The sequence below is a fragment of the Actinomyces qiguomingii genome (assembly GCF_004102025.1).
GTDB classification, from domain to species: domain Bacteria; phylum Actinomycetota; class Actinomycetes; order Actinomycetales; family Actinomycetaceae; genus Actinomyces; species Actinomyces qiguomingii.
The window spans coordinates 3,228,995-3,254,827 of sequence record NZ_CP025228.1 but is presented as its reverse complement, the minus strand read 5'-3'; the positions used below and the strand labels follow the sequence as shown (position 1 = coordinate 3,254,827).

Here is a 25,833-nt window from a genome sequence, read left to right as displayed (position 1 = left end):
TCGGGTGCCCGCGAAAGTGGTTCGGTGCCTCATCTAGGTGTCAAGCCCCGGGTTTTGTGGAGGGTGTTTTATCTGGCGTCGGTGGTTGCCGGCTGGGGTTGGTTGGTGGTGGTTTGCTCACTGACGGCACCACCGCCGGCCGAACCGACACCATCGGCAGTTCCGATAGTCGGAAAGCCCGCCCGCCAGCCAGCCGGCGGCAAACGCGAAGACCGTGGGTCAGTTGCCGTAACGGCCCACCTTGGGGTGGGCCTCCAAGTTGACGCTGGGCAGTATCACCGCGCTGGGGTGGTCCGCGTCGTGCAGCACTCGCATACTCACGGGGGTGCCGTCAGCCGGGTCCGCCACGCGGTAGCGCGGCCAGTTCGAGCCGGCCAGGTTAACGCGCAGGCGGTGCCCGGCCGGCAGGTGCACGCCGGTGGACCACATGTCCACCTCCGCCTCCACGGGCGCGCCCGGCGTAAGTGGGTCGCGCCGATCCAGACCGGCGTGGGCGCTGAGCCGCAGCACACCGTCGGTCAGCAGGGTGGAGGTGCCATCCGTGGCCACGTCGGTCAGGGTGGCGTGCAGGTGGGCGTCCACGGCATCGGCCGCCACCCAGGCCTCAAGGCGCACCTGCCCGAGGATCGTCACCGGCTCCGCCAGCGGCGCGCTGGTGAACACGGCGACGTCCGCGCGCGCCTCAACAGCGCGCTGATCGTGCGGGCCGGCGTTCTCCGGCGGCCCCATGAGCATTTGCCCGCCTGCGGTGGGCACCGGGTCTGCCGGGTCGTGCACCCAGGCGGTCCAACCCGCCGTAGAACTCGCGGTCCCGTGTGTATCCGGCGCTTCGAGTCCGGCTTTGCCCGGCACATCGGCTGCGTCCGTGGTGGCCTCGAGCACTGAAGCAGCATTCCGTTCCGCCTGGCCGCTGGGAGCCTGCAACGCCCCGTCCGCGCCCAGGCGCCAGGCCTGCTCGACGGCGTCGGGGGCGGGCCAGGCGGGCAGGTCGATCCAGCGGTCCGCACCCATGATGTACACGCGCACCGGCTCCCGGGGCAGCCGCTCCTCCGCCCGCTCATCCCCGAGGGCGGCCCGCCAGAAGTCCAGGGTCAACTCGCCCAGGCCGACGTCGTCAACGCCGCCGCCGGGGAAGTCACGTCCGGCCAGGTGCCCGTCGAAGGTCAGATGCGTCCACGGGCCGACCACCAGACGCACATTCTCGGGCCGTCCCCGCGCCGCCGCACCGGCGGCCATGGCCGTGAAATTGCGCAGGGTGCCGCCCTGAAACAGGTCGTACCAGCCCGACACGTGCAGCGTGGGCACGTCCAGGCCAGCCAGTGCGTCCACCGGGTAGGCGACCGAATCCCAGTAGGCGTCGCGCAGCGGGTGGGCCACCCAATCCACCACGTGCCCGCCGGCCCGGTGCGCCGCTGCCAGGTCCTGGGCCGCCTGCCCGATCCCGACACGTTTCAGATAGGGGGTGAAGGCCTCCACCGGTTCGGGCAGCTCCTCCTGTGGGGCATCTGTGCGCCCATCGCGCCACAGGCCGGTGCGCACCTGCTGACGCGCCCACTCATAGGACGGCCCCTCCAACAGCACGCCGCCGCGCATGGCCAGGTCGTCGTCATAGGTGGAGGGGGACACCCAGGCGGTCATAGCGGTCAGGTGCTCGGTGCTCGCCAGCGCGGCGGTGAACTGGGTGGTGGTCAGGTAGGAGTTGCCGAAGGTGATTACGCGCCCGTCGCACCAGGGCAGGGCGGCCAGCGCCGCCCGCGTGGCCACGCCGTCGGCGGCCTCGTCGAAGTAGAAGCGGAAGTCGCCGTCGGAGATGTCAGTGCCACGACAGGCCTGCGCGACCACGGCGAAGCCCTCGGAGATGGCCAGATCCAGACTCATGGCCGCCTGCATGCCCAGCACGCCCGCCATGAGCCCCGGAGTGTTGGGGGCGGCTCCGGTGACTTCGCAGATCATTGGGCGCCAGGCCCCGAAGTAGGGGCAGCGGGTCAGCAGTACCGGGTGGGCGGCGTCGTCGTCGGGGCGCACGACGTCGGCGCGCAGCACGGTCCCATCTGCCATGGGCGTGTGGAGCACCTCATGGACGGCGCGGGCGGCGGGCCCGTCGGCAGCGGGCAGTCTCAGGGCGGCGCGCACGGAGTCCGGGATGGACACGGTGACGTCCGGGTCGGTTTCGGGTGTGGCGGTCATGGGTGTGGCTCCTGTTCGGGCTCGGTTGTCGGCTGCGTCGGTCAGGCCCGCAAGGCGTCAGCCAGCATGGCTAGTTCCAGGGGGTAGATGGCTTCGTCGACGGCGCCCTCCGGACGGTCCGGACCGCCGTAGCGCCGGCCGCTCCCGGAGTGGTCCCAGGGGGCCCAGCCCGGGTCGCCGTCGCGAATGAACCGCACCCAGTCGGCGTGCATGACATCGGCCAGCGACTGCGGCCGCGGGGAGCCTTGGACGCCGTCGGCATGCGGGTGGGCCAGGCAGTCGAAGACGAAGGGCACTTCCATGCAGTGGGTGGACAGCCCGCCCGCCGGCGGGCGCAGGGCCGAACACCAGGAGAAGTCGTACACCCATGTGCGTTCGGCCGCGACCGGGTCGGCGGCGCGCCGCCGCGCCCAGGCCAGCAGCGGCAGGCGGAACAGGCCGTTGGAGATCACCTGCCCCACCAGCAGCTCCTCATCCCCGGCGAGCTCCGGGTAGGTGGCGGCCAGCTGCGTGATCCGCTCCGGGTTCATGCCGGCCTCGGCCAGCAGATCCGCGGCGGGCCGCCCGGCCATCTCCCGGCTCAGGGACCGGCCGATCGGAGTGAGCTCGTGCCGCACCCCGCCGCATAGGACGGGGATGTCGGCGCCAACCGCGGTTCGGGCCGCATCCAGGGTGGAGGCGGGGATGACCTCCCCGTCCACCACCGGCATGAAGGTGCGGGAGATCGCCTCAGGCGGGCGGATGAAGCGCGACAGGTCGGCGGAGACATCGAACAGCGGGAACTCCCGGCCCAACTGCTCTGACACGTCGAGAATCCGCTCCTGCGTCAGGGAACGCCAACTGGCCAGGTCCGCGGTAATGCCAGCGATCCGGGCGGCACGTTCCCCGATTACGCGGGCGTCGGCGACGGTGGCCGCCGTGGTGCCACCCGACTCGCAGATCACGCCCCGCAGCAGGCCGCGGGCGAGAGGGGAGTTCAGCAGGACCAGTGCGGAGGCGCCGCCGGCGCTCTGGCCACCGACGGTGACGCGTTCGGGATCCCCGCCGAAGGCGGTGATATTCTCCTGCACCCATTCCAGGGCGAGGATCTGATCCAGGATGCCGCGGTTGACGGGCGCATTGGAGCCGGGTATCCAGCCGAAGCCGTCAAGGCCCAGCCGGTAGGACACGGACACGGTGACCACGCCGTCGCGGTTGAAGGCGGCACCATCGTAGAAAGGACTGGAAGGGCTGCCCGCGTAGAAGCCGCCGCCGTGAATCCACACCAGCACCGGCAGGCGAGCATCCGCATCCCCCGGAGCGGGCGTGAAGACATTAACGGTGAGTATGTCCTCGCCAGGAATAGAGGGCTCGGGGATGGCTGTGGTCTGCGCGAAGGGACGCCGTTGCGGGGTAGGACCGGGGCGGTCCGCCTCTCGCACACCCTCCCAGCCTCCGCGCCGCACCGGCGCCGCAAGTCGGCGCGGGCCGGTGGGCGGTTCGGCGAAGGGGATGGCGTAGAAGGCCGCTGAGCGGTTGTAGCGGCCGGGGACGGCGTCCGCCTGGGCGGTGGCGGTCCGGCCGGGCCTGGCGGCACCTGCCGTACCGTTGCCGGCCCCGGCGGCCACGGGTTCGGCCCGGGATACGGGCGCAACGCCGGATGCGGAGATGATGTGCCGCCACACCCCGCGCACCGCGCCGCAGGGGGCGTCAACCACGGGCGCCGGTCCGGCCGCAGGCATTGCGATCGGGGTGGAGGCGGGGTGAGAGGCGGGCACGTTACTTGACCTTCTTCACCGGGTAGATCGCCAGAGCAGCCAGCAGCAACATGGCCATGGCGAAGATGTAGATCATGCGGTAGCCGGCGGCGCCCGCGATATGGGCGACCAGCTGGCCAGCGATTACGGGAGCCAGCATCTGTCCGATGTTCGTGGCCACGTTCGCCACGCCCAGGTCGCGGCCGGCGGCCTCCGGATCGGGCAGCACGTCGATGAACAGGGCCTGGTCCACCGTCATGAAGGCGCCGAAAGCGAAGCCTGAAAGCGCTGACATGATCAGCAGACTCACCACCGAGGGCCAGATGGCGGGCAGCAAGTACAAGGCCGCCAGGGCGAAGGAGGAGTAGATGACGAAAGGCTTGCGCCGCCCCAGCTTGTCAGACATCCGCCCGGAGACCAGCATCATGATGACCATTCCAGGCATGGCCACTAGACCCAGGATGGGAGCCATAGCATTGGCCTCTGCCTGGGTCAGTGCCGGCCGCACATAGGACTGGAGGACGTACAGGTTGAAGGTGGTGGAGGCGGTATAGCCCAGGAACATGAGCAGACGGGCGATCCAAACCCACCGGAAGTCGCGATCGCGCAGGGCGATCGTGAAGCCGATTATGAAGGCCTTGACGTCAAAGTGCGGCAGTTCAAGATCCTTGGAGGAACGGTCCTTGGCGAGCAGCACGAAGCAGGCGGCACCGAAGGTCACCAGAATCGCGAAGATGTAGTATGCGTCCAGGCCGATGGCGTTAAATGCGTTGCCGGCAACCAGTGAACCGGTCAGACCGCCGATCATGGTGCCGAGACCGGCGAAGGCGGAAACCGTGGCCAACCGGTGCTCTGGAGTGCGGTCGGCGATCGTCGTAGTCAGCGGCGCCTGCATGAAGTTCAGGGCCACCTGGGCCACCACCCAGAAGACGGTGATCAGCAGGATGGTGGTGGAGTAGCGAAGCCCGATCATGAGCAGGGCTCCCACGAATCCTCCCGCGCAGATCCAGAAGGAGCGGCGCCCCCAGCGTGAGCGCCACCGGTCGGAGATGACGCCGACGATCGGCTGAGCGAACATGGTGAACAAGGAGCCGACGGCGGTGACTACCGACATGGCGCTGGCCCGCGCGCCGTCGTACCGGTCGTAGATGTCCAACAGCTCGGCGGCGTCGGCGCCCGCGTAGGTGCCGGAGGCGAGCTGTTGGAGCACCTCCGCGGTCACGTGCGGATAGTCGCCGAAGAACGCCTGGAACTCCACCATCTGCACCTGGTTGGGCAGCAGAATGCCGGGGATCGCGGAGTAGCAGGAGAACAGGAACATTCCCGCGATGGTGTAGGCGAACAGGTACTGGTAGAAGGGCCTGCCGCCCAGGTACTTCATAGAGGTGCCCGGCCGGGTGGGTTCCTGAATATTGGGATCCTTGCCCACCTGGGGGACGGCCTGTGGCTGGGACATGGGAACTCCTTTACTCGCGTGTGCGGTTATTGAAGATGCCAATGGTGAACCGATGCGGTTCCGACAGTTGTTAGTTGATTCGGTAAGACGCCGTCGAGCGACGGATGCGGTCTCAGGCCACCAGGTGGTGGCGGCCGTGGGACAGCTCAACAGGCGCCTGGCCCTCCCGGCCGGGCAGGGTTACGCGCGCCTGGGCCCCGACGGGGACGACGACGTCGACCTCCAGGCGCCCCTGCCCGGCAGTGGCCGCCTGCGAGGTGATCTCGTTTCCGGCCTCGTCCACCAGCCGCCAGCTCACGGCGGCCCAGCCGTAGGGGGTGTGGTGCACAGACTCCGCGCGGGTCAGGCCCCCGCCCGGAACCGGTGCCACCTCAATCACCCGGTAGCCGGGTTCTGCCGGCGCCAGGCCTCCGACGCTGCGCTGCATCCAGGCCGCCACCGCGCCCAGGGCGTAATGGTTGAAGCTGGTCATGTCGCCGGGGTTGATACTCCCGTCGGGCAGCATGGAATCCCAGCGCTCCCAAGTGGTGGTGGCACCCATGGCGACCGTGTACAGCCAGCTCGGGCACGTCGTCGTCAGCAGTAGCCGGTAGGCGGCGTCCACATGCCCGGTGGCGCTCAGCGCGCCGGTGAGCACGGGAGTGCCCGCGAAACCGGTGGACACATGCCCGCCGGAGGCCTCCACCAGCTCTGCCAGGCGGTTGCCCGCAACCTCCCGATTCTCCTCCGAACCGGTCAGGTCGAAGGTGATAGCCAGGGCGTAGGCGGTCTGGGTGTCTGAGGTCATGCGCCCGGCGCCGTCGGTGAAGCGGGCGCGGAATCCCTCCCCGATCGCCTCCGCCAGGGCGGCGTAGTGGGCGGCGTCCTCCTCCCGGCCCAGAACCCGCGCCCAACCGGCCACTATCCGGGCCGACTGGGCGAAGAAGGCCGTAGCCACCAGGTGGGGATCGGTCATCGCCTGCATGGGGTTGTCCGGCGGGGCGGAGGGGTCCAGCCAGTCGCCCAGCTGCATGCCGGAGTCCCACACATGATCGGCGGCGGCCAGGGAATCCACCAGATCCACCCAGGCCTTGGCTGAGTCATACTGCTGCACCAGCAGACCCCGGTCGCCGGTGGCCCGGAACAGCTCCCACGGCACCACGGTGGCGGCATCGCCCCATACGGCGGCAGGTCGTGGCGGGGTCCAGAATCCGCCCGGGATCACCGGCACGTACCAGGGCACCGTGCCATGCACGGACTGCTCGATCGCCAGATCCGCCAGCCAGGAGGACAACAACCCGCTGCAGCCGTAGTGGAAGGCGGCGGTGGGAGCGAAGGCCTGGATGTCACCGGTCCAGCCCAGGCGCTCATCGCGCTGCGGGCAGTCGGTGGGCAGTGCCACGAAGTTGTCCCGCATGGACCAGCGCGAGTTCTCGTGCAAGCGGTTCACGCGTTCGTCCGAGCAGTTGAAGGCGCCTAGCCGTTCCATTTCAGAGTGCACGACGACGGCGGTGATCGCCCCGGCCTCAATCTCCCGTTTAGCCGCTGCCGCCCCGCCCGGCCAACCGGTGACGTCGGCGTAGCGGAAGCCGTGAATGGTGAAGGCCGGCTCCCACTCCTCCACGCCGTCGCCGGCCAGGGTGTAACGGTCGGTGGCGGCGGCGCCACGCAACGGACGCGTGCCCAACCGGCCGTCCTCGAGGACCTCGGCGTGACGCAGCGTGATGGTGGTGCCGGCCGGACCGGACACGCGTATGCGCAGGCGGCCGGAGATGTTTTGGCCGAAGTCGATCAGTGCCCGCTCCGGGACGATCTCGATCTGCGCGTCACCCATGGTCATCATTCGCCGTTCCTGCACCGTTACGGCGACAGGCAGCAGGGTCTCCTGGGTGCGCACCGGAGCGTCTACCGGCATGATCAGCCGCTCGGCGTCCGAGGCGCCGACCGCCACCGGCGACCAGTCGGCGTCGTCGAAGCCGGGGGCGGACCAACCAGGAGTGAGCAGACGGGCATCGACCGTCTCGCCGTCGTAAAGGCCGGTAAACAGGATCTCGCCGGCACCGGCCCGCCAGTCGGGGCCGGTGGTGATCGTAGTGCGCGTGCCATCTGCATGGGTGAGCTCGAGTTGGATGATGGCGGCGACGTCGTCGCCATAAAGGTTGCGGTAGCCGCCGTCGAAGCCGATGTGTCCGCGGTACCAGCCGTCCGCCAACTGGGCGCCGAGCGCGTGCGCCCCGACGCCGTCCCCGGCGGCGGATTGGTTCAGCAACTGTGCGGTGACGTCGTAGGTGCGGGCGACCAGTCGCTGCCCATACACGGTCCAGCCCGGGACCAACTCATCGGCACCGATGCGGGCGGAGTCGAGCTCGGCACGGATCAGCCCGTGGGCGCTGATATAGGCGCGGGCGGCCACAACCGGGCGGTCAACCGTGAACTCGTGACGAACCCGCGGCGGACGACGGTCGCTTTCGGGGTTTTCCGGCCATGCGGGGCCCACCGGAAGAGCCTGCCAGTCGGATGTGCTGAGCAGGCCGGCCTCGTAGACGGCGGGGTCCGACCAGTCGGTGGTGGCGGGCACCGCGGTGGCCGGGGTGGTGGCGGAGGCGGCGACGGCCACGGAGCCGGTGGCGCGCACACGTACCACCACGCGCTCGCGGGAGGTCAAGGGAGCGGTGGGCCAGTCGGCCAGGACGCCATCGGCGGTGGCCAGCGTAAGCGTTTGAGGAAGGCCGAGTGGGTTGCCAGCGGAGTCGGTGCGGGTGAGTTCGAGCTCGGCGTCGGTGGGGGACCAGCCGGCGGGGGCGGTGGGGATCTCCCAGGACAGGCGGGGCGTGGGGGAGGCGCCGCCCAGGACGTCGCCGGGCGGGTACTGCTCGAACTTGAGGTGGGTGGGGGCGGCCAGTTCGTCGACGGGGTCGGGCAGGTCGGCGGCGGTGATGGCGGGCTCGGGGACAATGGGCCGGGCGGAGGGAAGGGGGCCGGTGCTGTCTGTGTCAACGGCTGGGGCGACTGGCGTCGGGGGAAGTGGGCGCTGCGCCGCGGTGGTGGGCTGCTGCGGGGCTGCGGGCGCGGCGGTGGGCGGCTGCGGCGAGGGGGATGTCTGCGTTGTCTGCGTCGACACGTGTGGCTCCGTCTGCGGTGACGAGGGGCGGACGTTGAAACGACTCAAAGGCTAGTTGGCAGAGCGGGCCGAGTCAATGGGGAGGCGGCGCCCGCCGAAGACGTCCTCCCACACCCGAAGACGTCCTTGTCAGCCCGAGGACGACCTTGGGCGGGCGAAGACGTCCTCATCCGCCCGAGAACGACCTGCACGTCGTTTGCGCATCTTTGCCCACGGGTGCGAATCGAGCCGCACTACTCCCACAGGCCGGGAATGCGGCGGGCATGCAGCGTCACGCTTGACGGCATGTGCTGCATGACTCGCGATGCCAGCCGCTCCTCGTTATTGAGGTCCGCATACGGCACCCGTATGAACGACCAGCCCATTGCGCCGATGGCGTCTTGCCGGAGCTTCTCCTCCCAGACGTCGTCGTTGACGCTGCACTTGCTGCGGCCGTCGAACTCGATCGCCAATCGCAGGTTCGGCCAGGCCAGATCGAGGAAGCGTTGGAAGCCGTCGGCGTCGAGCAGGATTTCGTACTGCAACTCTGGCGGCGGCAATCCGAGGGCAACTATCAGCCGCCGCGTCAGGCTTTCGCCGGGCGACTCCGAGAAGGGGCTCGCCATGGCGGCGACGGCGCGAGCGCGCACCGCCGAATCAACGATGGTGATCGACTCGCGCGCGGGCAGGTCGAAGGCACAGTCGATCGCCGTTCTGAGCAGGGACGTGACCGGGAGCCCGTTGACCAGTTCTACATCATCGGCTGCAACCGGGACCGACGCCGTCGCAGGCTGACGGTACGACCCGTCCCGGATGGGAGCGGGAGCTCTCCGTCCGTAAAGGCGATGGGGGCCAGGGACTGTCGGGGGCGCTTGGGTTTCGTGGGCACCGCAATGCGAATGTCGGTCTCACCGCGGCGCAGCCACAGGCCGTGTGCGAGCGCCGCCGCCTCGTGGGTGAGTACGACTGTGGGTCTGGCTGAGTGAACGGCGGCCATGCACCGGGCCAGGCCGACCTCGCGCTGCTGCGCCCACACCGTCTGCCCGGGAGTCGGAAGCAAGGCGACTCCGGGGGAGATCTGCACGCGGGCATCAGCGGTCCGAGCTCTGCTGGGGCGCCTGGCATAGGCGAAGTCGATCGTCGGCAGCGGAGGCGGCGCGGGGATGGTGTCCATGAACTGATACTCGGGCTGTTGTGGCGTCTGCGCACGCCCGGACGGCGGGTTTTCCACAGGCGGCGGAGCCGGCCCTGCGGCGAAGACGAGTTGTGGGAAACGGGCTGTGCCGCGCAGCGTGTGGGATTCATGGGGGCGTGCCGCCGTCTGATCTGCGCAAGAGGTGTGCAGGGTGTTGACGTCGTGCCTAGAGAAGTCTATCGTCAGTCGTAGAACGGTCTACGGGTGAAGGGTTTGTGTGCGAGGCGACGTTGCCGCGCGCTCCGCACCCGTGAGCCGTCGACTATTCCCATTGCCGGCACCTTCCCAAGGCGTACCCGAGGTGTCGATCTAAGGAGGAAAACATGTCTCATGGTCCAACGCAGCTCCGTGAGTGTTGGCGGTCATCGCCTCCGTGCCCGCATCCGCCGGGCAGGCGATCCGTTGTAGCGGAGCGTCTCGTAGGCGTGCTCCCGCGCCGTTTGTCTGAGTTGGGTGTGCTGATTCTGTGCGTGCTGGCTCTGGCTCTCGGAGTCGGTGCGCCTGCAGGTGGCGCGATGGCGGCGAGCCCGGGAGACGGCGAACCGTGTGCTACTTCGGCGGCCGGCGCCGTCATCGTCACCGCCGAATGCGTTGACGCCACCTACGCCGTGGCCGTCATCGAATCGGAGGAGGACGTCACCGCGCCGACAACGTTACACATTGTGCGAGGCTATTTCGAGGGGACGTCGTCGCGATTCGCTGTCTACCTGCCGCCCGCCGAGCGGTGGCAGGGGCGCTTCTTCCAGTACACCTATCCGCTCACCGATGAGAACGCCACGGATGAGGCCATCCTGTTTGGTGTGGAGTCCGGCGGCTACACCGTTCAGGCCTCCGGTTCAAGCGGCTACAGACACGCGGCCGCCGCAGCCCGACTGGGCCGTGAGATCGCCGCCTCCTACTACGGCGACGACGCGCGCCATATATACGGCTACCTGTACGGGCCCTCCGGCGGGTCCTTCCAGACCGTAGGCGCCGCCGAGAACACGACCGGTGTCTGGGACGGGTTCGTCCCCACCGTCATGGGCACGCCCGTGTCCATTCCCAATAACTTCTTCATCCGCGCGATGGGAAGGTTGGTTCTCGGCGACGTGCGCCAGCAGATCTCCGACGCCGTACTCAACAGCTCCAATCCGTACGCCGGTCTGAACGAGGCACAGACCATGATGCTGGAGGAGATGACCGGCCTCGGAGTCCAACTCGAGGGATGGGAGGACCCCGAATACCTCCTCGGCTACAGCTTCGACGACGGCCTGCTTGGCTACGTATCCATGGTCAAGAGTATGGACCCCGCCTATACTGACGATTTCTGGAGTGAGCCCGGCTACCTCGGCACGGAGGAGTCCCCACTGGGCGAGGTCGTCCGGGCCGCACTGGTGGATACCACTCTCACCGTGACCACCGTGGAGTACGACGACGCCGAGTCCCCAGCCGTGCTCATGACGCAGGGATTTCCCGCTGGCGCCTTGGATGAAGGCCTCGAGATGCGGGTCCTGGACGACGACGGCGCCCCCGTGGGCGTGCTCACCGGAATGCTCGATGCGGCAACCGGGCGACTGACTCTGACGGAGGAAAGCGACGCGACAGCGCTGGCGGCGCTGAAGGATGGTGCGTTGATCACAGTAGACAACCGCTGGTCGATAGCGGCGCGCTCCTATTACCGCCACCAACTCCCACCCCAGGAGGAGGGCTTCACGGTCTACGACCGCTTCTATGACGACGCCGGCGAGCCGCTCTATCCACAGCGTCAACCGCTGATTGCGGGCATGATGGCAAGTTCGATCTCGGGTGGTGCCACCTACTCGGGCATGTTCCAGGGGAAGGTCATTCTGGTGTCAAATTTGCAGGATGTTGACGCCTACACCTGGCACGCTCCTTGGTACGTTGAGCGTGTGCGCGCGGCCCAGGGCGATGCCGGGGCGGACGAGCGGTTGCGAATCTACGTCAACGAGAACGCCGACCACCTCGAAGGCCCGGTAACCGGTGAGAAGTCGACCCGAGTCGTCTCCTACGATCCCATGGTGCAACGAGCCCTGCGTGACCTGGCGGCGTGGGTGGAGGACGGTGTTACACCCCCGGCATCCACTTCGTACAGCTTCAATGATGGCCAGGTGGTGTTGCCCTCGACGGCGGCGGAGCGAGCGGGTGTGCAACCGGTTCTGACTCTGAGCGCGGACTCGGTCACGGCAGAGGTCGGGCAGATGGTTCGCTTTGTGGCGAGCGCCGATATGCCGGCGTCGGCTGGAGAGGTGGTCAGCATCGACTGGGAGTTCACCGGGAGCGGCGAATACGTCGAGGCCACCCAGACATCTGGAGAAAAGGTGAGTGTGACTATGGAGCACGCATTCGCCGAGCCGGGTACCTACTGGGTCACCGCGCGGGCTACATCGGCCATCGCTGGGAGCCCTGATACCTTCGCCCAGGTCCAGAATCTGGTGCGTGTCCGCGTGGTTGTACGGGCGAACGCCGGGCCTGCGGACCCGGCTCCATCGCCGATCGCGTCGGAGAGCGCCGAGGCACCGCAACCGACCACTCCCACATCCGCGGCATCTCCTCCGTCTGGCACGGTTACATCGAATGCGTCGCAGACCTCGAAGCCATCGACGTCCGAGAACGTTGCACAAACGGAGGCGACACCCTCCGGGAAGAGTAACTCGGCGACCGGCTTGGCCCGGACCGGCATACCGGCAGTGGTGCTGACGGCGGGAGCCGTAGCCGCTTGCGCATTCGGGGCACTACTGGCCGCGCGACGACGTGTTTGAGTGATCGACGCATGGTTCGAAGGCATGTGCAGGTGTGTCACGACCACGTCGGTGACGACCTGTCACATGTCTTCGAACCGCGACGTGCCCTTGCCCGCAACTCATACTGCTGTTTCGCAGAGCCTTGTTCACCGCTCAGTGTTGCGGAGTGTCCGGTGGAGCCGTAGTGCTGCGCACCACGAGAGTCGGTTCAATGACTCGCTGAGCAGATTCGGTGCGTCCCTCGATCCTCTCCAGCAACAGCTTTATCGCGGCTTGCCCGGTCTGCTGCCCCGATTGATCGACGGTCGTCAGCGCGACCCTACGTAAAGACGTGGTGTGAACGTTGTCGTAGCCGCTGACGCTCATGTCTGCTGGCACGCTCAGCCCGTGTTCCTCGACGTAGTCGAGCACACCGAAGGCCACGGTGTCGGTGCCCGCGAAGATGGCTGTGGGCCGATGCCTGCGCGCGAGTGCACGCTCCGCGGCATTACGGCCACCGGACTCCGAGTAGTAGGTCTCGATGACATCCGGAGCGAGGCCACGGGTCTCCATCGCTCGGATGAAGCCCTTCCGTCTCATTGTCTGCGATAACAGGTATCCATTCTCAACGCTGGACAGCGGCATCGCGGTATGCGCGATCCACTCGTGGCCCAGCGACACCAAGTGGTCGACCATGAGCTCCGCACCGCGACGCTCATCGGTGACGACGGTGTCGAAACGCTCCGGCTCCCCATGAAGCGCCACCGTAGTCAAGGGCACGGACCTGGCCAGTTGGTTCAACGATGCCATGTCGAGTCTCGGGGAGATGAGGATGATGCCGTCAACCTGCATGTCAACGAGTGAGTCGATGCGTTTGCGGTACCCCTCAGGGGAAGTGCCAGCGATCGTGAGGATGTCCTGGTATCGCGTCTGGGCAAGCCGGGAGGCGATGGCCTCGGCCACCTCGAACTGGAAGGACGAGGCAAAGTCCGTCAGCACCAGGCCGATCGTCTGCGAGCTGCCACGCATGGTGCGTGCACCGGTGCGGGGGCGGTAGTTCAGTTTCTCAATGGCGGTTTCGACCCGCTGACGCATCTGGTCGGAGACCCCGTAGGCGTTCCGAAGCACCTTGGAGACGGCGGCTACGGAGACGCCGGCCTCGGCCGCCACGTCCTTGATGGTGGCGCGCCTGGGGGGAGCGGGTGGGCCTGGCGCTTTAGGAGATGCGGACACGTCGTCATCCTAGCTAGACGTAGTGCATCGTTACACATCCGGCGAGTCAGGGGGCGTCGGCATCGCCGCCGCCACTCAATGACAGCGGGTGCTCGGCTGAGCCAACGATCGGCGGTCTTGTGAATGTTTCATTGGGAGACCATTTTCTTGACAAGCCGCCCGGTGGGCCGCTACCGTGGTTGTAGAACGTTTCACAGTCCGGCTGTGCGAGGTTCCGGCCGAGGTCGCCGCCGACCCGGCCCCGGAGTTCGTATCCATTTAGTCCAAGGGAGGACACCATGCGACTCGTCACCCGTCGCTCCATGCTCACCGGCTCCGCTGCTGTAACCGCCGGTGCGATACTCGCCGCCTGCACCGGAGGAGCTAACAACACCGGTGGCGGTTCCGCCGCTGGCGGCGCCAAGGACACCCTGACCCTCGGCATGACCGCCGATATCGAGGGCTGGGATCCCAACAATCAGCCCGGCTATCAGGGGTGGCCGGGAGAAGCGATCTGGGGTGTTTTGTGCCGGGCGAACGAGTTCGGCGAGCTCGAGCCGAGCCTCGCCGAATCCTGGGAGATCAGCGACGACCGCAGGAGTTTCACTGCGCACCTGCGCCAGGGTGTCACGTTCTCCGACGGTGCGATCGCGGACGCCGAGGCCGTGAAAGCGAACTTCGAGTTCGCCACCACCAATGAGGCCACGCGCAGCCTCTACGAGGGAGTTACCTTTGATGTTCCTGATGCTCAGACGATCACGCTCACCTGGCCCGAGCCGCAACCCCTGATGAGTGACCGAGTGTTCCGGATCAAACTCACTTCACCCGATCTGATCGACTCAGGCAACCTGAATGACAAGCCCGTAGGATTCGGCCCCTATCTGCTTGATGAGGCAGGAACCACCCGCGGCTCGGTGTACTCGTTCACCAAGAACCAGGAACACTGGGAGGCCGATGTCTATCCCTACTCAAAGCTCGTCTGCAAGGTCTATGACTCGGAGACTGCCGCCCTGAATGCCCTCAAGACCGGGCAGATCGACGGCACCCTCGTCAACGCCCAGTCTTACGACGAGGTCACCGGATCCGGTTTCGAGGTCAAGGAGATGAACGGCCAGACCACCCGGCTGCTGCTAACCGATCACAAGGGTGAGATCATCCCTGCCCTTGGCGACGTTCGCGTGCGCCAGGCCATCAACATGGTCTTCGACAAGCAGGCCATGGTCGACAACCTCTACGCCGGCCACGGCGAGGTCTCCCACCAGATCTTCCGTCCCGGCTCGGCGGCATACATTGACGACCTGGCCGACCCCTACCCGTTCGACGTCGACAAGGCCAAGTCCCTCATGGCCGAGGCCGGCTACGCGGACGGCTTCGAGATCGAACTGCCTACGATGGACGGACAGAACCACGACGTGCTCATGCCCTACATCACCCAGCAGCTCGCCGAACTCAACATCACCGTCAAACAGGTCCCACTGACCGGAGCCAATGCCATCGGCGACCTGCTCTCGGGTACTTACCCGGTGGTGCTGTGGCAGCTGGGCAATATCGGCGACTCCGCCCAGGACATCGACATCGTGGTGCGCGACACCGGCTACTGGAATCTTGAGCACCAGAAGGACGACTACGTCGACGAACAGTGGGACATCATCTGCACCGGCACCGATGAGGAGGCCGAGGCCGCGCAGAAGGCCATCAACCGGTACATCATCGACCAGGCCTGGTTCGCCCCCATGGTCAACCCCACCTCCTTCTACGCCCACACCGCCGACGTCGTCATTGACAACGTCTCCGATATTGAAGGTCTGGCCCCCAAGCTCCGCGACTTCCAGTAAATCTCCGGACAGGCTGGAAACCAGACAGGAAGTATTGATCATGCTCACCTCGGTTTTGAGGAACCTGCTGCGATCGGTGGTGGTCCTCGTGGTTGTCACCTTTGTCGTCTTCTTCCTCATGTACGGCAACGGCCCCGGCATTGCGCGGGCCGTCATGGGGATGCAGGCCGAAGTCACCGAAGAGAATGTGGCCGCCAAGATGGTCGAGCTGGGGCTCGACCAGCCCCTCTTGGTTCAGTACGGGCACTGGGTGCAGGGGCTGTTCACCGGAGACCTCGGCCGCTCCTTCTACACCGGCCAGTCCGTGACCGAGGCTCTGGCCACGCGCGTGCCCGTCACCCTGGCTATCACCGCTGTCGCACTTGTCCTCACGGCGCTGCTCAGCGTGCTGCTGGGCGTCACCGCGGCGGTCAAGGGCGGTCGGATCGACCGGATACTCCAGTTCCTTTCAGTCCTTGGAACCGCGGTGCCCTCATTCATCACCTCGATCGTCCTGGTGTTCCTCTTTGCGATCTTCTGGCGGGTGCTGCCGGCCACCGGCTATGTATCCCCGGACGTGTCTACAGAAGGGTGGGCCGCATCCATCACCCTGCCCGTGCTCGCCCTGCTCATCGGCGCCGTCTCCAGCGCTGCCCAGCAATTCCGCACCGCCACCCTCGACCAGCTCGGTAAGGACTACGTACGCACGCTGCGCGCCCGCGGCGTGAGCGAGCGAGCTGTCATCTTCCGCCACGTGCTGCGCAACGCAGCCGCACCGGGACTGACTGTCCTGAGCCTCACCGTCTTCTCCCTCCTGGGCGGGGCGGTATTCATCGAGCAGGTCTTCGCGCTCCCGGGCCTGGGACAGCTCGCCAACTCCTCGGCGCAGATATTCGACGTACCCATGGTCATGGGAACCGTCCTGGTTACCGCCGTCATCGTACTGATCGTCAACTTCCTGGGCGACCTTGCGATCACCCTCCTCAACCCGAAGGCGAGAACACGATGAGCACGCCAACCACTCCCACAACCGAAACAAACGTCTCAGATCCTGTTACAGACACCTCCGCCGGCGATGGCAGACAGACCACGGATGGCAGCGTATTACTCCGACTCCTGCGCAACCCCCTCGCAGACATGTGCCTGCTCATTGTGACAGTGGTCGTCCTTACCGCCGTCTTCGCCCCGCTGCTGGCTCGGTACGGCCCGAATGTCACCGACCTCGCCGCCACCAATGCGCCTCCGGGTACGCCCGGGCACCCGCTCGGCGGCGACGGCTCGGGGCGGGATATCCTCTCCCGCCTCATCTGGGGCTCCCGGCAGACCGTCGTCTCCTGTCTGCTCATGCTCGGCGTCTCCCTTGCGGTGGGCGTGAGCAGCGGACTCGTGGCCGGCTTCTACCGCGGCCGCTTCGAAACCGTGGCCGGCTTTGTCACCGACGTGGTCATGTCATTGCCCTCCATCATCCTGCTCATCGCCCTGTACGCGGTCACGGGCCCGAACATCCCGGTCATGATGGCCGTCTTCGGCCTACTGACAGCGCCGACCTACTACCGCCTGGTGCGCTCTGTCGTCGTGTCGGTGCGAAATGAGCTCTACGTCGACGCCGCACGCGTCGTCGGGCTGTCCGATGCCCGCATCATCGGCCGCCACATCCTGTGGGCCGTACGCGCCCCCATCGTCATCCAGGGCGCCTTCATCCTCGCCTCCGGCATCGGCACCGAAGCCGGTATGTCATTCCTCGGGCTCGGCGATCCGGCCGGCGTCTCCTGGGGCGTCATGCTCCAGGTCTCCTTCAACGGCATCTACAACAACCCCGTTGCCGTGGTGTGGCCCGCGTTGGTCATCTCGGTGACTATCCTCGCGCTCATTCTTCTGGGCAACGCCCTGTCCGATGCGCTCCAGGCCTCCGCCCGGGCGCGCGTCGTCACCCGCCGCCAGCGCCGCGATGCGCTGGAGGCCACCACTGCCGCTCACCGAGACGACGTCGTCGCCGCCCCGGACCCGCAGGCCGCCGTTTCCATCCGCGGCCTTAGAGTCGGCTACACCACGGACACCGGCTTCCGGGAGGTCGTCCACGGCGTCGATTTGGACGTCCACAAGGGCGAGATCCACGGGATCGTCGGGGAATCCGGCTCCGGCAAGTCGCAGATCGCCTTCTCGGTGCTGGGCATCCTCCCCAAGGAAGCGCTCAAACTGGGCGGCACGATCATGATCGACGGCGTCGACGTGCTCGCCGACGAGGGGGCCATGCAGGCCACCCGCGGACACAAGGTCGCCTACGTGCCGCAGGAGCCCATGAGCAACCTCGACCCGTCCTTCACCATCGGTAAACAGCTGGCATACGGCATGCGTGCCGTCACTGACCTGTCGAAGGAACAGATACGGGAGCGGACCATCTCCCTGCTGCACTCCGTCGGCATCGACGACGCCGAACGCGTCATGGGCCTGTATCCGCACGAGATCTCCGGTGGTATGGCACAGCGGGTGCTCATCTGTGGGGCACTCGCGTGCGAGCCGGATGTCATCGTCGCCGACGAGCCGACCACCGCCCTGGACGTCACCGTACAGGCCGAGGTCCTGGATCTGCTGCGCGAGCTTGCCCGCGAGCGCGGCCTCGCCCTCATTTTCGTCACCCACAACCTCGGCGTCGTCGCCGACCTGTGCGACACCGTCTCGGTCATGAAGGACGGGGAGATCATCGAGACTCAGGACGTCGAATCCCTGTTCGCCCACCCCCGCGAGGAGTACACGCGCGACCTGCTGTCCTCCTCCCTCAGCGTCGAGCTCATGGAGGTCGAGTCATGACCAGCACGAAGGTCCAAGCCAAGTCCACCGGCACTCCACTCCTGGAAGTCGATGAACTCGTCGTCACCTTCCCGGGTGCCAAGCGGGGTGCGGGCACCACCGTCATTCACGGTGTCAGCCTCGATCTGTACGCAGGCGAGACCCTTTCCGTGGTCGGTGAGTCCGGTTCCGGTAAGACCACGATCGGCCGTGCCATTCTGGGCCTGGCCCCCGTCTCCGGCGGGGAAATCCGCTTCCGCGGCAGACGCATCTCCAATGTCTCCCGTGGTGAGCGCCGCGCCATCGCCAGAGACATTCAGGTCGTCTTCCAGGACCCGTACACCTCGCTGAACCCCGCCATGCGAATCGGCGACATTCTCACCGAGCCCCTGCAGGCCGCCGGCATTGAGAACTCCCGGAAACGAGTCCTGGAGCTGCTCGACGCCGTCAACATGCCTGCGGACACCGCGGGGCGTTACCCCCGCGAGTTCTCCGGCGGCCAGCGCCAACGCATCGCCATCGCGCGGGCGCTCGCGCTGGACCCCGCCGTGATCATTTGTGACGAGCCCACCTCCGCGCTGGACGTCACTACCCAGGCCCGCGTGCTCACGCTGTTCGAGGACATCCAGCAGGCCACCGGCGTCGCCTACCTGTTCATCAGCCACGACCTCGGTGTGGTCAACCGCGTGAGCGACCGCATCGCCGTCCTGTACCAGGGGCGGATAGTCGAACTCGGCGACGCGCACCAGGTAGCCACGGCACCGGCGCACGAGTACACGCGTCGGCTGCAGATGGCGGCGCCCGTCGCCGACCCGGTCAAACAGCGGTCCCGCCGTCGGGCGCGCCTCGCCCTGGCACACACCGCCTGACCCCGACGTCCTACCCGGTGGTCGTTCCTCCTCGCGTCCACCGGGTGGGACGTTGCCGCCAACCGTCCGTTCATTCGCCAAACCCTCCGGAGACTCCGCAATGTCCGCTCACACCGCCCCGTCCGTCGTCGACCTGCGCTTGGAGCATCATCGCGCCGCCGCACGACTGCTGGCCGTCGAAACCGCCAGGCCACGCCTGTCATGGCGGATCAGCGGTGCTCCCGACGGGTGGCGTCAGGAGGGCTACGAGGTGGAGGTCACCCGCGCAGGAGAGGAGGGACACGAAACCGAAGTGGTGACGATCAAGTCCGCGGAGCAGATCCTTGTGCCCTGGCCGACGACGCCGCTGGCCTCCCGCCAATCCGCTACCGTCCGCATCCGCGTGCGCGGGAGAACGGACGACGTCGATCGCGCCGCTGTTCCCAGCGGCGCAGAAGCCGCGCGACCCGGGACGGGCGCGCCGCCCGCGAGCGCCGAAGACTCGGCGTGGTCGCCGTGGTCCGCCCGGGTCGAGGTCGAGGCGGCCCTCCTCGATGCCGAGGAGTGGGAGGCCGCCTTCATCTCCCCGGTCGACATCGGCGGCGTCGGCGAGCGAGCGCCCGTCATCTCCCGGACGATCGAGGTGCCAGACGGTCTACTCACAGCCCGTCTACGGGCCACCGCCTACGGCGTGTGTGAGCCCCGCATCAATGGCGTGCGCGTGGACGACTCCGTCCTCAACCCCGGCTGGACCTCCTACACCCACAGGCTCCAAGTGGTCACCTGGGACGTCACCGAACTGCTGCACCCCGGCACCAACCGGATCGATGTGCTCCTCGGCAACGGCTGGTGGCGCGGGCACCTCGGCTACCTGGGCGACGCGGCGGTATACGGCGACCGGCTCGCCCTGGCCGCCCAGCTCGAACTCACCGCGGCCGACGGCACCCGCACGATCATCGCCACCGACGAGTCCTGGACCGCCGCCGAGTCCGCCGTCGTCGCCGACGACCTATACGACGGGCAGACCACGGACCTGCGTCTGGCCGACTCCGGCGCACCCGCCCACCGGGTTGAGATCGTGTCCGCCGCCCCGTCCGGCGCCGCCCGTGGCGCCGCATCCCCAAAGCTCGTTCCCCAGGCCGCGCCCCGCATCCGTCCCACCGGCGCTCTGCCCGCCCAGCGGGTCTGGAACTCGCCGAGCGGCAAGACTCTGGTCGACTTCGGACAGAACGCCGTCGGCGTCGTCCGCCTGACCGTCCGCGGGCTGGAAGTCGGCACCGAGATCACCATCCGCCATGCCGAGGTCCTTGAGGACGGCGAACTCGGCACTCGCCCCCTGCGCGGGGCGCGCGCCACCGACACCTGGGTCCTGCCCGACGCCGAAGAACACGTCCTCCAGCCCACGCTCACCCTCCACGGGCTGCGCTACGCCGAGGTCTCCGGTGTTCCGGACTTGGCCGCCCAGGACATCGAACTGGTAGCCATCGGCTCCGACCTGGAACTGGCCGGCACCTTCGCCTGCTCCCACCCGCTCCTGAACCGGCTGCATGACAACGTCGTGTGGTCAACACGCGGAAACTTCGTCTCCATCCCCACCGACTGCCCCCAACGCGACGAGCGGTTGGGCTGGACCGGCGACATTCAGGCCTTCGCTCCCACCGCCGCCTACCTGTTCGACACCACCTCGTTCCTGCAATCCTGGCTGACCGACCTCGCAGCCGAGCAGTACGCGGACGGAGGCGTGCGGCACTTCACCCCCACCTTCGAACCGGCCGTGAGGCATGCTCCCGCCGCCGCCTGGGGAGACGCCGCCACCCTGGTCCCCTGGGCCGTCTACGAGGCCACGGGCGACCCGGAGGTGCTGCGTGCCCAACTGACCTCAATGCGTGCCTGGGTGGACCGCGTTGCCGCGTTGGCCGGGGAAGACCGCATCTGGTCTGGTGGATTCCAGTTCGGCGACTGGCTGGATCCCACTGCCCCGCCGGACCGTCCGGCCGATGCCAAGGCCGACCCCGACGTCGTCGCCACCGCCTATTTCGCCCGCTCCGCGCGCGTCGTCGCCGACTCCGCAGAAAGGCTCGACGAGGCCGCGATCGCCGCACATTACCGGCGTCTGGCGGATGAAGCGCGTGCCGCCTTCAACCGCGCCTTCGTCACCCCTGCCGGCCGGATTCACTCCGACGCCCAGACCGTCTACGCGCTGGCCATTTGCTGGGACCTGCTTCCAACCGCGCAGCAGCGGGCATTCGCTGGGGAGCGCCTGGCTGATCTGGTGCGCCTTTCGGGATTCCATATCGCCACCGGCTTCGTCGGCACCCCACTGGTCATCCCGGCCCTGGTCACCACCGGGCACGTCGACGTAGCCCGCCGCCTGCTGCTTCAGACCGAGTGCCCCAGTTGGCTGTACCCGGTGACCATGGGGGCCACCACCATCTGGGAACGCTGGGACTCCATGCTCCCCGACGGAACCATCAACCCCGGGGAGATGACCAGCTTCAACCACTATGCCCTCGGTGCCATCGCCGACTGGCTGCACCGAGGCCTAGCCGGATTGGCCCCCGCCGCACCGGGATGGCGGCAAGTGGAGATCGCCCCCACACCCATAGACGGCGTCACTTCCGCCGCCACCACGCATTTGAGCCCCTACGGCCGGATCGCCGTGACCTGGGAGGCTAACAACGGCGTCCTGGAGCTCACGGCGGACCTGCCCGTCGGCGTGATCGGTACGGTACGCCTGCCCGACGGCTCTCCGGACCCTGCGACCGTGAGCATCGGCCCCGGCCATCACGTCTTCGTGGCACAGCTGCCCGCTCGTGGACGGCAACGCCCACGCAGCGTGCGCGAACTCATGGACGACCCCGCCGCCTGGGAGGCGCTCGTCACCGTCATGGCTGACGCTGGAGACCTCACCGTCGATTCCGCCGGTCTGGCTCGCCGCATGCGACCGCTGCTCGACCACCCGCCGTCGACCATCGCCCCCGAGTTGACGCCGGACCCGCGTTTCGCCCCACCCGGCCTGCGGGAACGGATCGAGACCGCGATAGGCGGCGCTAACGAGGAGCGGCGATGAACATGAACGTTTCGAACCACCCATCAGTTGCCGGCACGAATGATGCGGATACCTCGCCCGCCCACGTCGCAGCATTCCCGCCCATTCACCCGGAGTCCCTACCGGATGCGGGGCGTGTGCGTCGCCGCACCTGCTTCACTCCCGGACGCCCCTGGTATGACACCGAGGGCAAACGCATCCAGGCCCACGGCGGATCGATCATCGTCGTCGACGGCGTCTACTACTGGTACGGCGAGAACAAGGAGCGCACCACCCCCGACGGATCCACCTGGCACTGGGGCGTACGCGCCTACCGCTCCACCGACCTGTACAACTGGGAGGACTGTGGCCTGATCATCCCACCGGAGCCGGATGACCCCGGCTCTCCACTCCACCCGGCTGCGAAGCTGGACCGTCCTCACATCGTCTTCAATGCGCAGACGGGGCTGTTCGTATGCTGGATCAAGGTAATGAGCCGGCGCGGACAGCGCTCCAGCGTGCTGGTCGCCGACAATCTGCTCGGCCCCTACCGGATGGCCCACCGCGACTTCAAGCCGTTGGGTATGAACGCCGGCGACTTCGACCTGGTCGTGGACCCCACCGACGCCAAGGGCTACTACTATTTCGAACGGGTTCACTCGGAACTGATCTGCGCCGACCTCACCACCGACTACACCGACGTCGCCGGCTACTACTCCACCCACTTCCCACGGCTGCAACCTCCATACGTGCGTGAGGCCCCCGCATACTTCGAGCGGAAAGGGCGCCACTATTTGATCACCTCTGGGACCACCGGCTACCTGCCCAACCCCTCCATGGTCGCAACCGCTCCCAGCTATCACGGACCGTGGCGTGAGCAGGGCGATCCGCACTCCGGTGATGTCACCGGAACCTCCTACCATTCGCAGATCTCGTCGGTCTTCCGGCATCCGGGCAAACAGGACCTGTACATCGCGTTGGCCGACCGTTGGCTGCCCGCCTGGGACGGCGACGCCCGCCTGGTACAGCAGGGCTTCGCCGCGCGGTTCAGGCCCATGGGCGGGCAGAACACCGACGTTGAGGCAATTCTTAGCGGCGCGCCCAGCCCCGCCGTCGAGGCCTCCCTATATGAACTGAACGGTGCCGACACCGCCGTGGCCGACTATGTCTGGCTCCCGATCCGCTTTGACGGCGACCGCGTCCAGATTCACTGGCACGACGAGTGGCGCGTCGAGGACTTCGACTGACCACCGACTTCGACTGCAATTAATTGTCTGCAAAACACCCGACCCGATTAGGAGCACCCGAATGCACAGCGCACCCTGGCTGAATACCAGCCTCAGTCCGTCACAGCGCGCCGACTGTCTACTCGCCGACATGTCCACGGCCGAAAAGCTCAGCCAACTGCAATGCGTGTTTCCCGGCACCTGCGACACCGACACGGATATCCAGGACATCGTCGCGGGGACACCGCTCGGAGTAGGTCACGTCACCACCTTGGAGATGCGGCGAGTCACCGATCTTGCCCAGGTGGCCTCGTTCCAGCGCCGTCTCCAGGCCGAGATCATTGCCCGTCAGCCCCATGGCATCCCGGCAGTTTTCCACATGGAGGCCGTTTGCGGTGCGTATCTTCCCGGTGCCGTCTCCTTTCCCAATGGAATCGGTCGCGGTGCCTCCTTCGACCCGGAGCTGGAGGAGGAACTCGGAAGGATCGTCGGCGCTCAAGAACGGGCTGTCGGCATCACCTACTCCCTTGCCCCAGTGCTTGACATCGCCCGTGACCCCCGCATGGGACGCTTCGGGGAGGCCTACGGCGAGGACCCCACTCTGGCCGGTGCTCTGGGCGCCGCGTTCACCCGTGGCCTTCAAGCCGACGACGGCACTGGCCGGCGCACCGAGGCGGTTGCGAAGCACTTCGTCGGCTTCCACGGCTCCGAGGGGGGTATTCACGGTGCTCACGCCCCCGTGACCACCCGCCTCCTGCGTGAGGTCTACGCCAAACCCTTCCAGGCTGCCATTAATGCCGGGCTGAGGGGTGTCATGCCCTGCTACGACTCGATCAATGGTGAAGTCGCATCCGGCTCCCGCAGTCTACTCACCGGCCTGCTCCGAGACGAGATGGGCTTCGCCGGTGTGGTCGTCTCCGACTATGGCGCCATCAGCAATATGCACACATTCCAGAAGGTCGCCGCGACCCTCACCGATGCGGGACAACAGGCCCTCACCGCCGGCATGGATGTGGAGTGGCCTGTAATCCAGGGGTTTAACGATGAGCTTGCCGCCCGCTTCGACTCCGGCCGGGCGGACATGGCCGTGCTGGATCGTGCGGTACTTCGGGTGTTGGAGGCCAAGTTCCGCATGGGCCTGTTCGAGGATCCCTATGCCCGTGAGGGGGACGCACTGACCGTGCCCTTCACCGGAGTCAATCGCGAATGTGCCCGTGAGGCTGCCCTGCGCAGTGCCCGCGAGTCCATCGTGCTACTGCGCAACAACGGCATCCTGCCGCTGCCCACAACGGGCGACGGTGCGCCCGGACGTGTGCTCGTCGTCGGCCCCCAGGCCGTGAACGCCCGCTTCCACTTCGCCGGTTACACTCACGAGTCCATGGCCGAGGGCGTGCTCGCCGCGCGTGCCTCCATGGCCGGCACCATCGATGCCGAGGCCGATACAGCCACCGGATACGACACGATCCCCGGCACAGTGGTCCAGTCCGACCAGCGGGAGGAATTCGACGCCATCCTGGGCGCCTTCCACCCCGACGCCCGCTGCATCCTCGATGAGCTGCGTGAACGCCTGCCCGACAGCGAGATCGACTGGGTACGTGGATACGAGGTCGCCGGAGACTCCGACGCCGGGTATGAAGAGGCGCTCACGGCGGCAACGAACGCCGACCTTGTCATTCTCATGCTCGGCGGTAAGAACGGGACGGGTTCCATCGCCACGATGGGTGAGGGAATCGATTCGACGGAGGTCGGTCTGCCCGTCTCGCAGGAGGGGCTGCTGCGGCGTATCAGTGCGCTCGGCGTTCCCACCATAGGTATTCACATGGATGGTCGGCCCGTCTCATCCGATGCCGCCGACGGGCTCAGCGCCCTACTCGAGGCGTGGAACCCGGCCGAGACCGGGGGAGAGGCCATCGTTGACGTCCTTACCGGCGCCGTCGACGCCACCGGGCGCCTGCCCGTGTCCGTCGCCCGCAGCGCCGGACAAGTGCCGGTCTACTACAACCACCCCAACGGTTCGCAGTGGCATCAGGGCTACTCGGTGGGTTTTCCCGAGTATGTCGACATGCCCCACACTCCGCGCTATGCGTTCGGACACGGCCTTTCTTACACGTCTTTCGCATACTCCGAACTCGAGTTGGATGCCGAGTCCATCGCCCCCGACGGTGCTGTGCGGGCGCGTGTCACGGTGACGAATACTGGGGAGCGGACCGGCACCGAGATAGTCCAGCTCTACGCCACCGACCGCTACGCCACGACGACTCGGCCCGTGCAGGAATTAATCGGCTTCCAGCGCATCGAACTGGCGGCAGGCGAATCCGCCATCGTCTGTTTCGAGGTGGCTCCGAGCCTGCTGGCCCTGCTGGACGGGGACATGCACTGGGTGGTCGAGGCGGGAGATATGGATCTGCGGGTGGGCTCCTCCAGTGAGGACGTGCGTGCGGAGGCGTCCTTCCGAATCACCGGATCCGACGCCGTCGTCGGGCGCCATCGCGCTCTGTGCGCACCCGCCCGCATCGAACAGCCGTGACGGACTCGACTGCCGCCC

At 67.2% G+C, this 25,833-nt stretch carries 15 protein-coding genes; 8 read left to right on the top strand and 7 right to left on the bottom strand.

Going from position 1 to position 25,833, the window contains the following annotated elements:
* Positions 1 to 219: 219 nt before the first annotated feature.
* The 6 genes from CWT10_RS13635 to CWT10_RS13610 all read right to left on the bottom strand — a co-directional run bounded on the left by CWT10_RS13635 (position 220) and on the right by CWT10_RS13610 (position 9,632).
* Entirely contained in the window at positions 220 to 2,187 is a 1,968-nt protein-coding gene (locus CWT10_RS13635; protein ID WP_103063045.1) for a CocE/NonD family hydrolase, read from the bottom strand.
* A 41-nt stretch (positions 2,188 to 2,228) separates the two neighbouring features.
* Positions 2,229 to 3,944 (bottom strand): carboxylesterase/lipase family protein, encoded by a 1,716-nt coding sequence (locus CWT10_RS13630; protein ID WP_103063046.1) that lies wholly within the window; start codon positions 3,942 to 3,944, stop codon positions 2,229 to 2,231.
* Between the two features lies 1 nt (position 3,945).
* On the bottom strand, positions 3,946 to 5,379 hold the full coding sequence (locus tag CWT10_RS13625) for an MFS transporter (RefSeq protein ID WP_103063047.1): 1,434 nt from the start codon (positions 5,377 to 5,379) through the stop codon (positions 3,946 to 3,948).
* 112 nt (positions 5,380 to 5,491) lie between these two features.
* On the bottom strand, positions 5,492 to 8,479 hold the full coding sequence (locus CWT10_RS13620; RefSeq protein WP_269843771.1) for an alpha-L-rhamnosidase: 2,988 nt from the start codon (positions 8,477 to 8,479) through the stop codon (positions 5,492 to 5,494).
* A 233-nt stretch (positions 8,480 to 8,712) separates the two neighbouring features.
* Positions 8,713 to 9,108, bottom strand: coding sequence for a hypothetical protein (locus tag CWT10_RS13615; protein ID WP_103063048.1), 396 nt, complete (start codon positions 9,106 to 9,108; stop codon positions 8,713 to 8,715).
* A gap of 101 nt (positions 9,109 to 9,209) precedes the next feature.
* A complete protein-coding gene (locus tag CWT10_RS13610; protein ID WP_103063049.1) occupies positions 9,210 to 9,632 on the bottom strand; it encodes a hypothetical protein in 423 nt (140 codons plus the stop codon).
* Between the two features lie 536 nt (positions 9,633 to 10,168).
* On the opposite strand from CWT10_RS13610, the gene CWT10_RS13605 reads away from it, so the two are divergent.
* Complete coding sequence (locus CWT10_RS13605; protein WP_103063050.1) at positions 10,169 to 12,412, top strand: PKD domain-containing protein; 2,244 nt, start codon at positions 10,169 to 10,171, stop codon at positions 12,410 to 12,412.
* A 135-nt stretch (positions 12,413 to 12,547) separates the two neighbouring features.
* Here CWT10_RS13605 and CWT10_RS13600 read toward each other — a convergent pair whose 3' ends face one another.
* Complete coding sequence (locus CWT10_RS13600) at positions 12,548 to 13,606, bottom strand: LacI family DNA-binding transcriptional regulator (RefSeq protein ID WP_103063051.1); 1,059 nt, start codon at positions 13,604 to 13,606, stop codon at positions 12,548 to 12,550.
* A 278-nt stretch (positions 13,607 to 13,884) separates the two neighbouring features.
* Here CWT10_RS13600 and CWT10_RS13595 point away from each other — a divergent pair, with 278 nt between their 5' ends.
* From CWT10_RS13595 to CWT10_RS13565, 7 genes are all read left to right on the top strand, one after another.
* On the top strand, positions 13,885 to 15,420 hold the full coding sequence (locus tag CWT10_RS13595; RefSeq protein WP_103063052.1) for an ABC transporter substrate-binding protein: 1,536 nt from the start codon (positions 13,885 to 13,887) through the stop codon (positions 15,418 to 15,420).
* Positions 15,421 to 15,460: 40 nt separating this feature from the next.
* Positions 15,461 to 16,408: an ABC transporter permease gene (locus CWT10_RS13590; protein ID WP_103063053.1), complete on the top strand. Its 948-nt coding sequence runs from the start codon at positions 15,461 to 15,463 to the stop codon at positions 16,406 to 16,408.
* Positions 16,405 to 18,207: a dipeptide/oligopeptide/nickel ABC transporter permease/ATP-binding protein gene (locus CWT10_RS13585; protein WP_103063054.1), complete on the top strand. Its 1,803-nt coding sequence runs from the start codon at positions 16,405 to 16,407 to the stop codon at positions 18,205 to 18,207. Before CWT10_RS13590 ends, CWT10_RS13585 begins: the two co-directional genes overlap by 4 nt.
* Positions 18,204 to 19,055, top strand: a complete 852-nt coding sequence (locus CWT10_RS13580; protein WP_103063055.1) for an ABC transporter ATP-binding protein — start codon at positions 18,204 to 18,206, stop codon at positions 19,053 to 19,055. Before CWT10_RS13585 ends, CWT10_RS13580 begins: the two co-directional genes overlap by 4 nt.
* A gap of 100 nt (positions 19,056 to 19,155) precedes the next feature.
* Positions 19,156 to 22,104 carry an alpha-L-rhamnosidase gene (locus tag CWT10_RS13575; protein ID WP_103063056.1) on the top strand — a complete coding sequence of 983 codons (2,949 nt, stop codon included), beginning with the start codon at positions 19,156 to 19,158 and terminating at the stop codon, positions 22,102 to 22,104.
* A gap of 2 nt (positions 22,105 to 22,106) precedes the next feature.
* Positions 22,107 to 23,309 carry a family 43 glycosylhydrolase gene (locus tag CWT10_RS13570; protein ID WP_103063098.1) on the top strand — a complete coding sequence of 401 codons (1,203 nt, stop codon included), beginning with the start codon at positions 22,107 to 22,109 and terminating at the stop codon, positions 23,307 to 23,309.
* Positions 23,310 to 23,370: 61 nt separating this feature from the next.
* Positions 23,371 to 25,815: a glycoside hydrolase family 3 N-terminal domain-containing protein gene (locus CWT10_RS13565; RefSeq protein WP_103063057.1), complete on the top strand. Its 2,445-nt coding sequence runs from the start codon at positions 23,371 to 23,373 to the stop codon at positions 25,813 to 25,815.
* Positions 25,816 to 25,833: the final 18 nt, after the last annotated feature.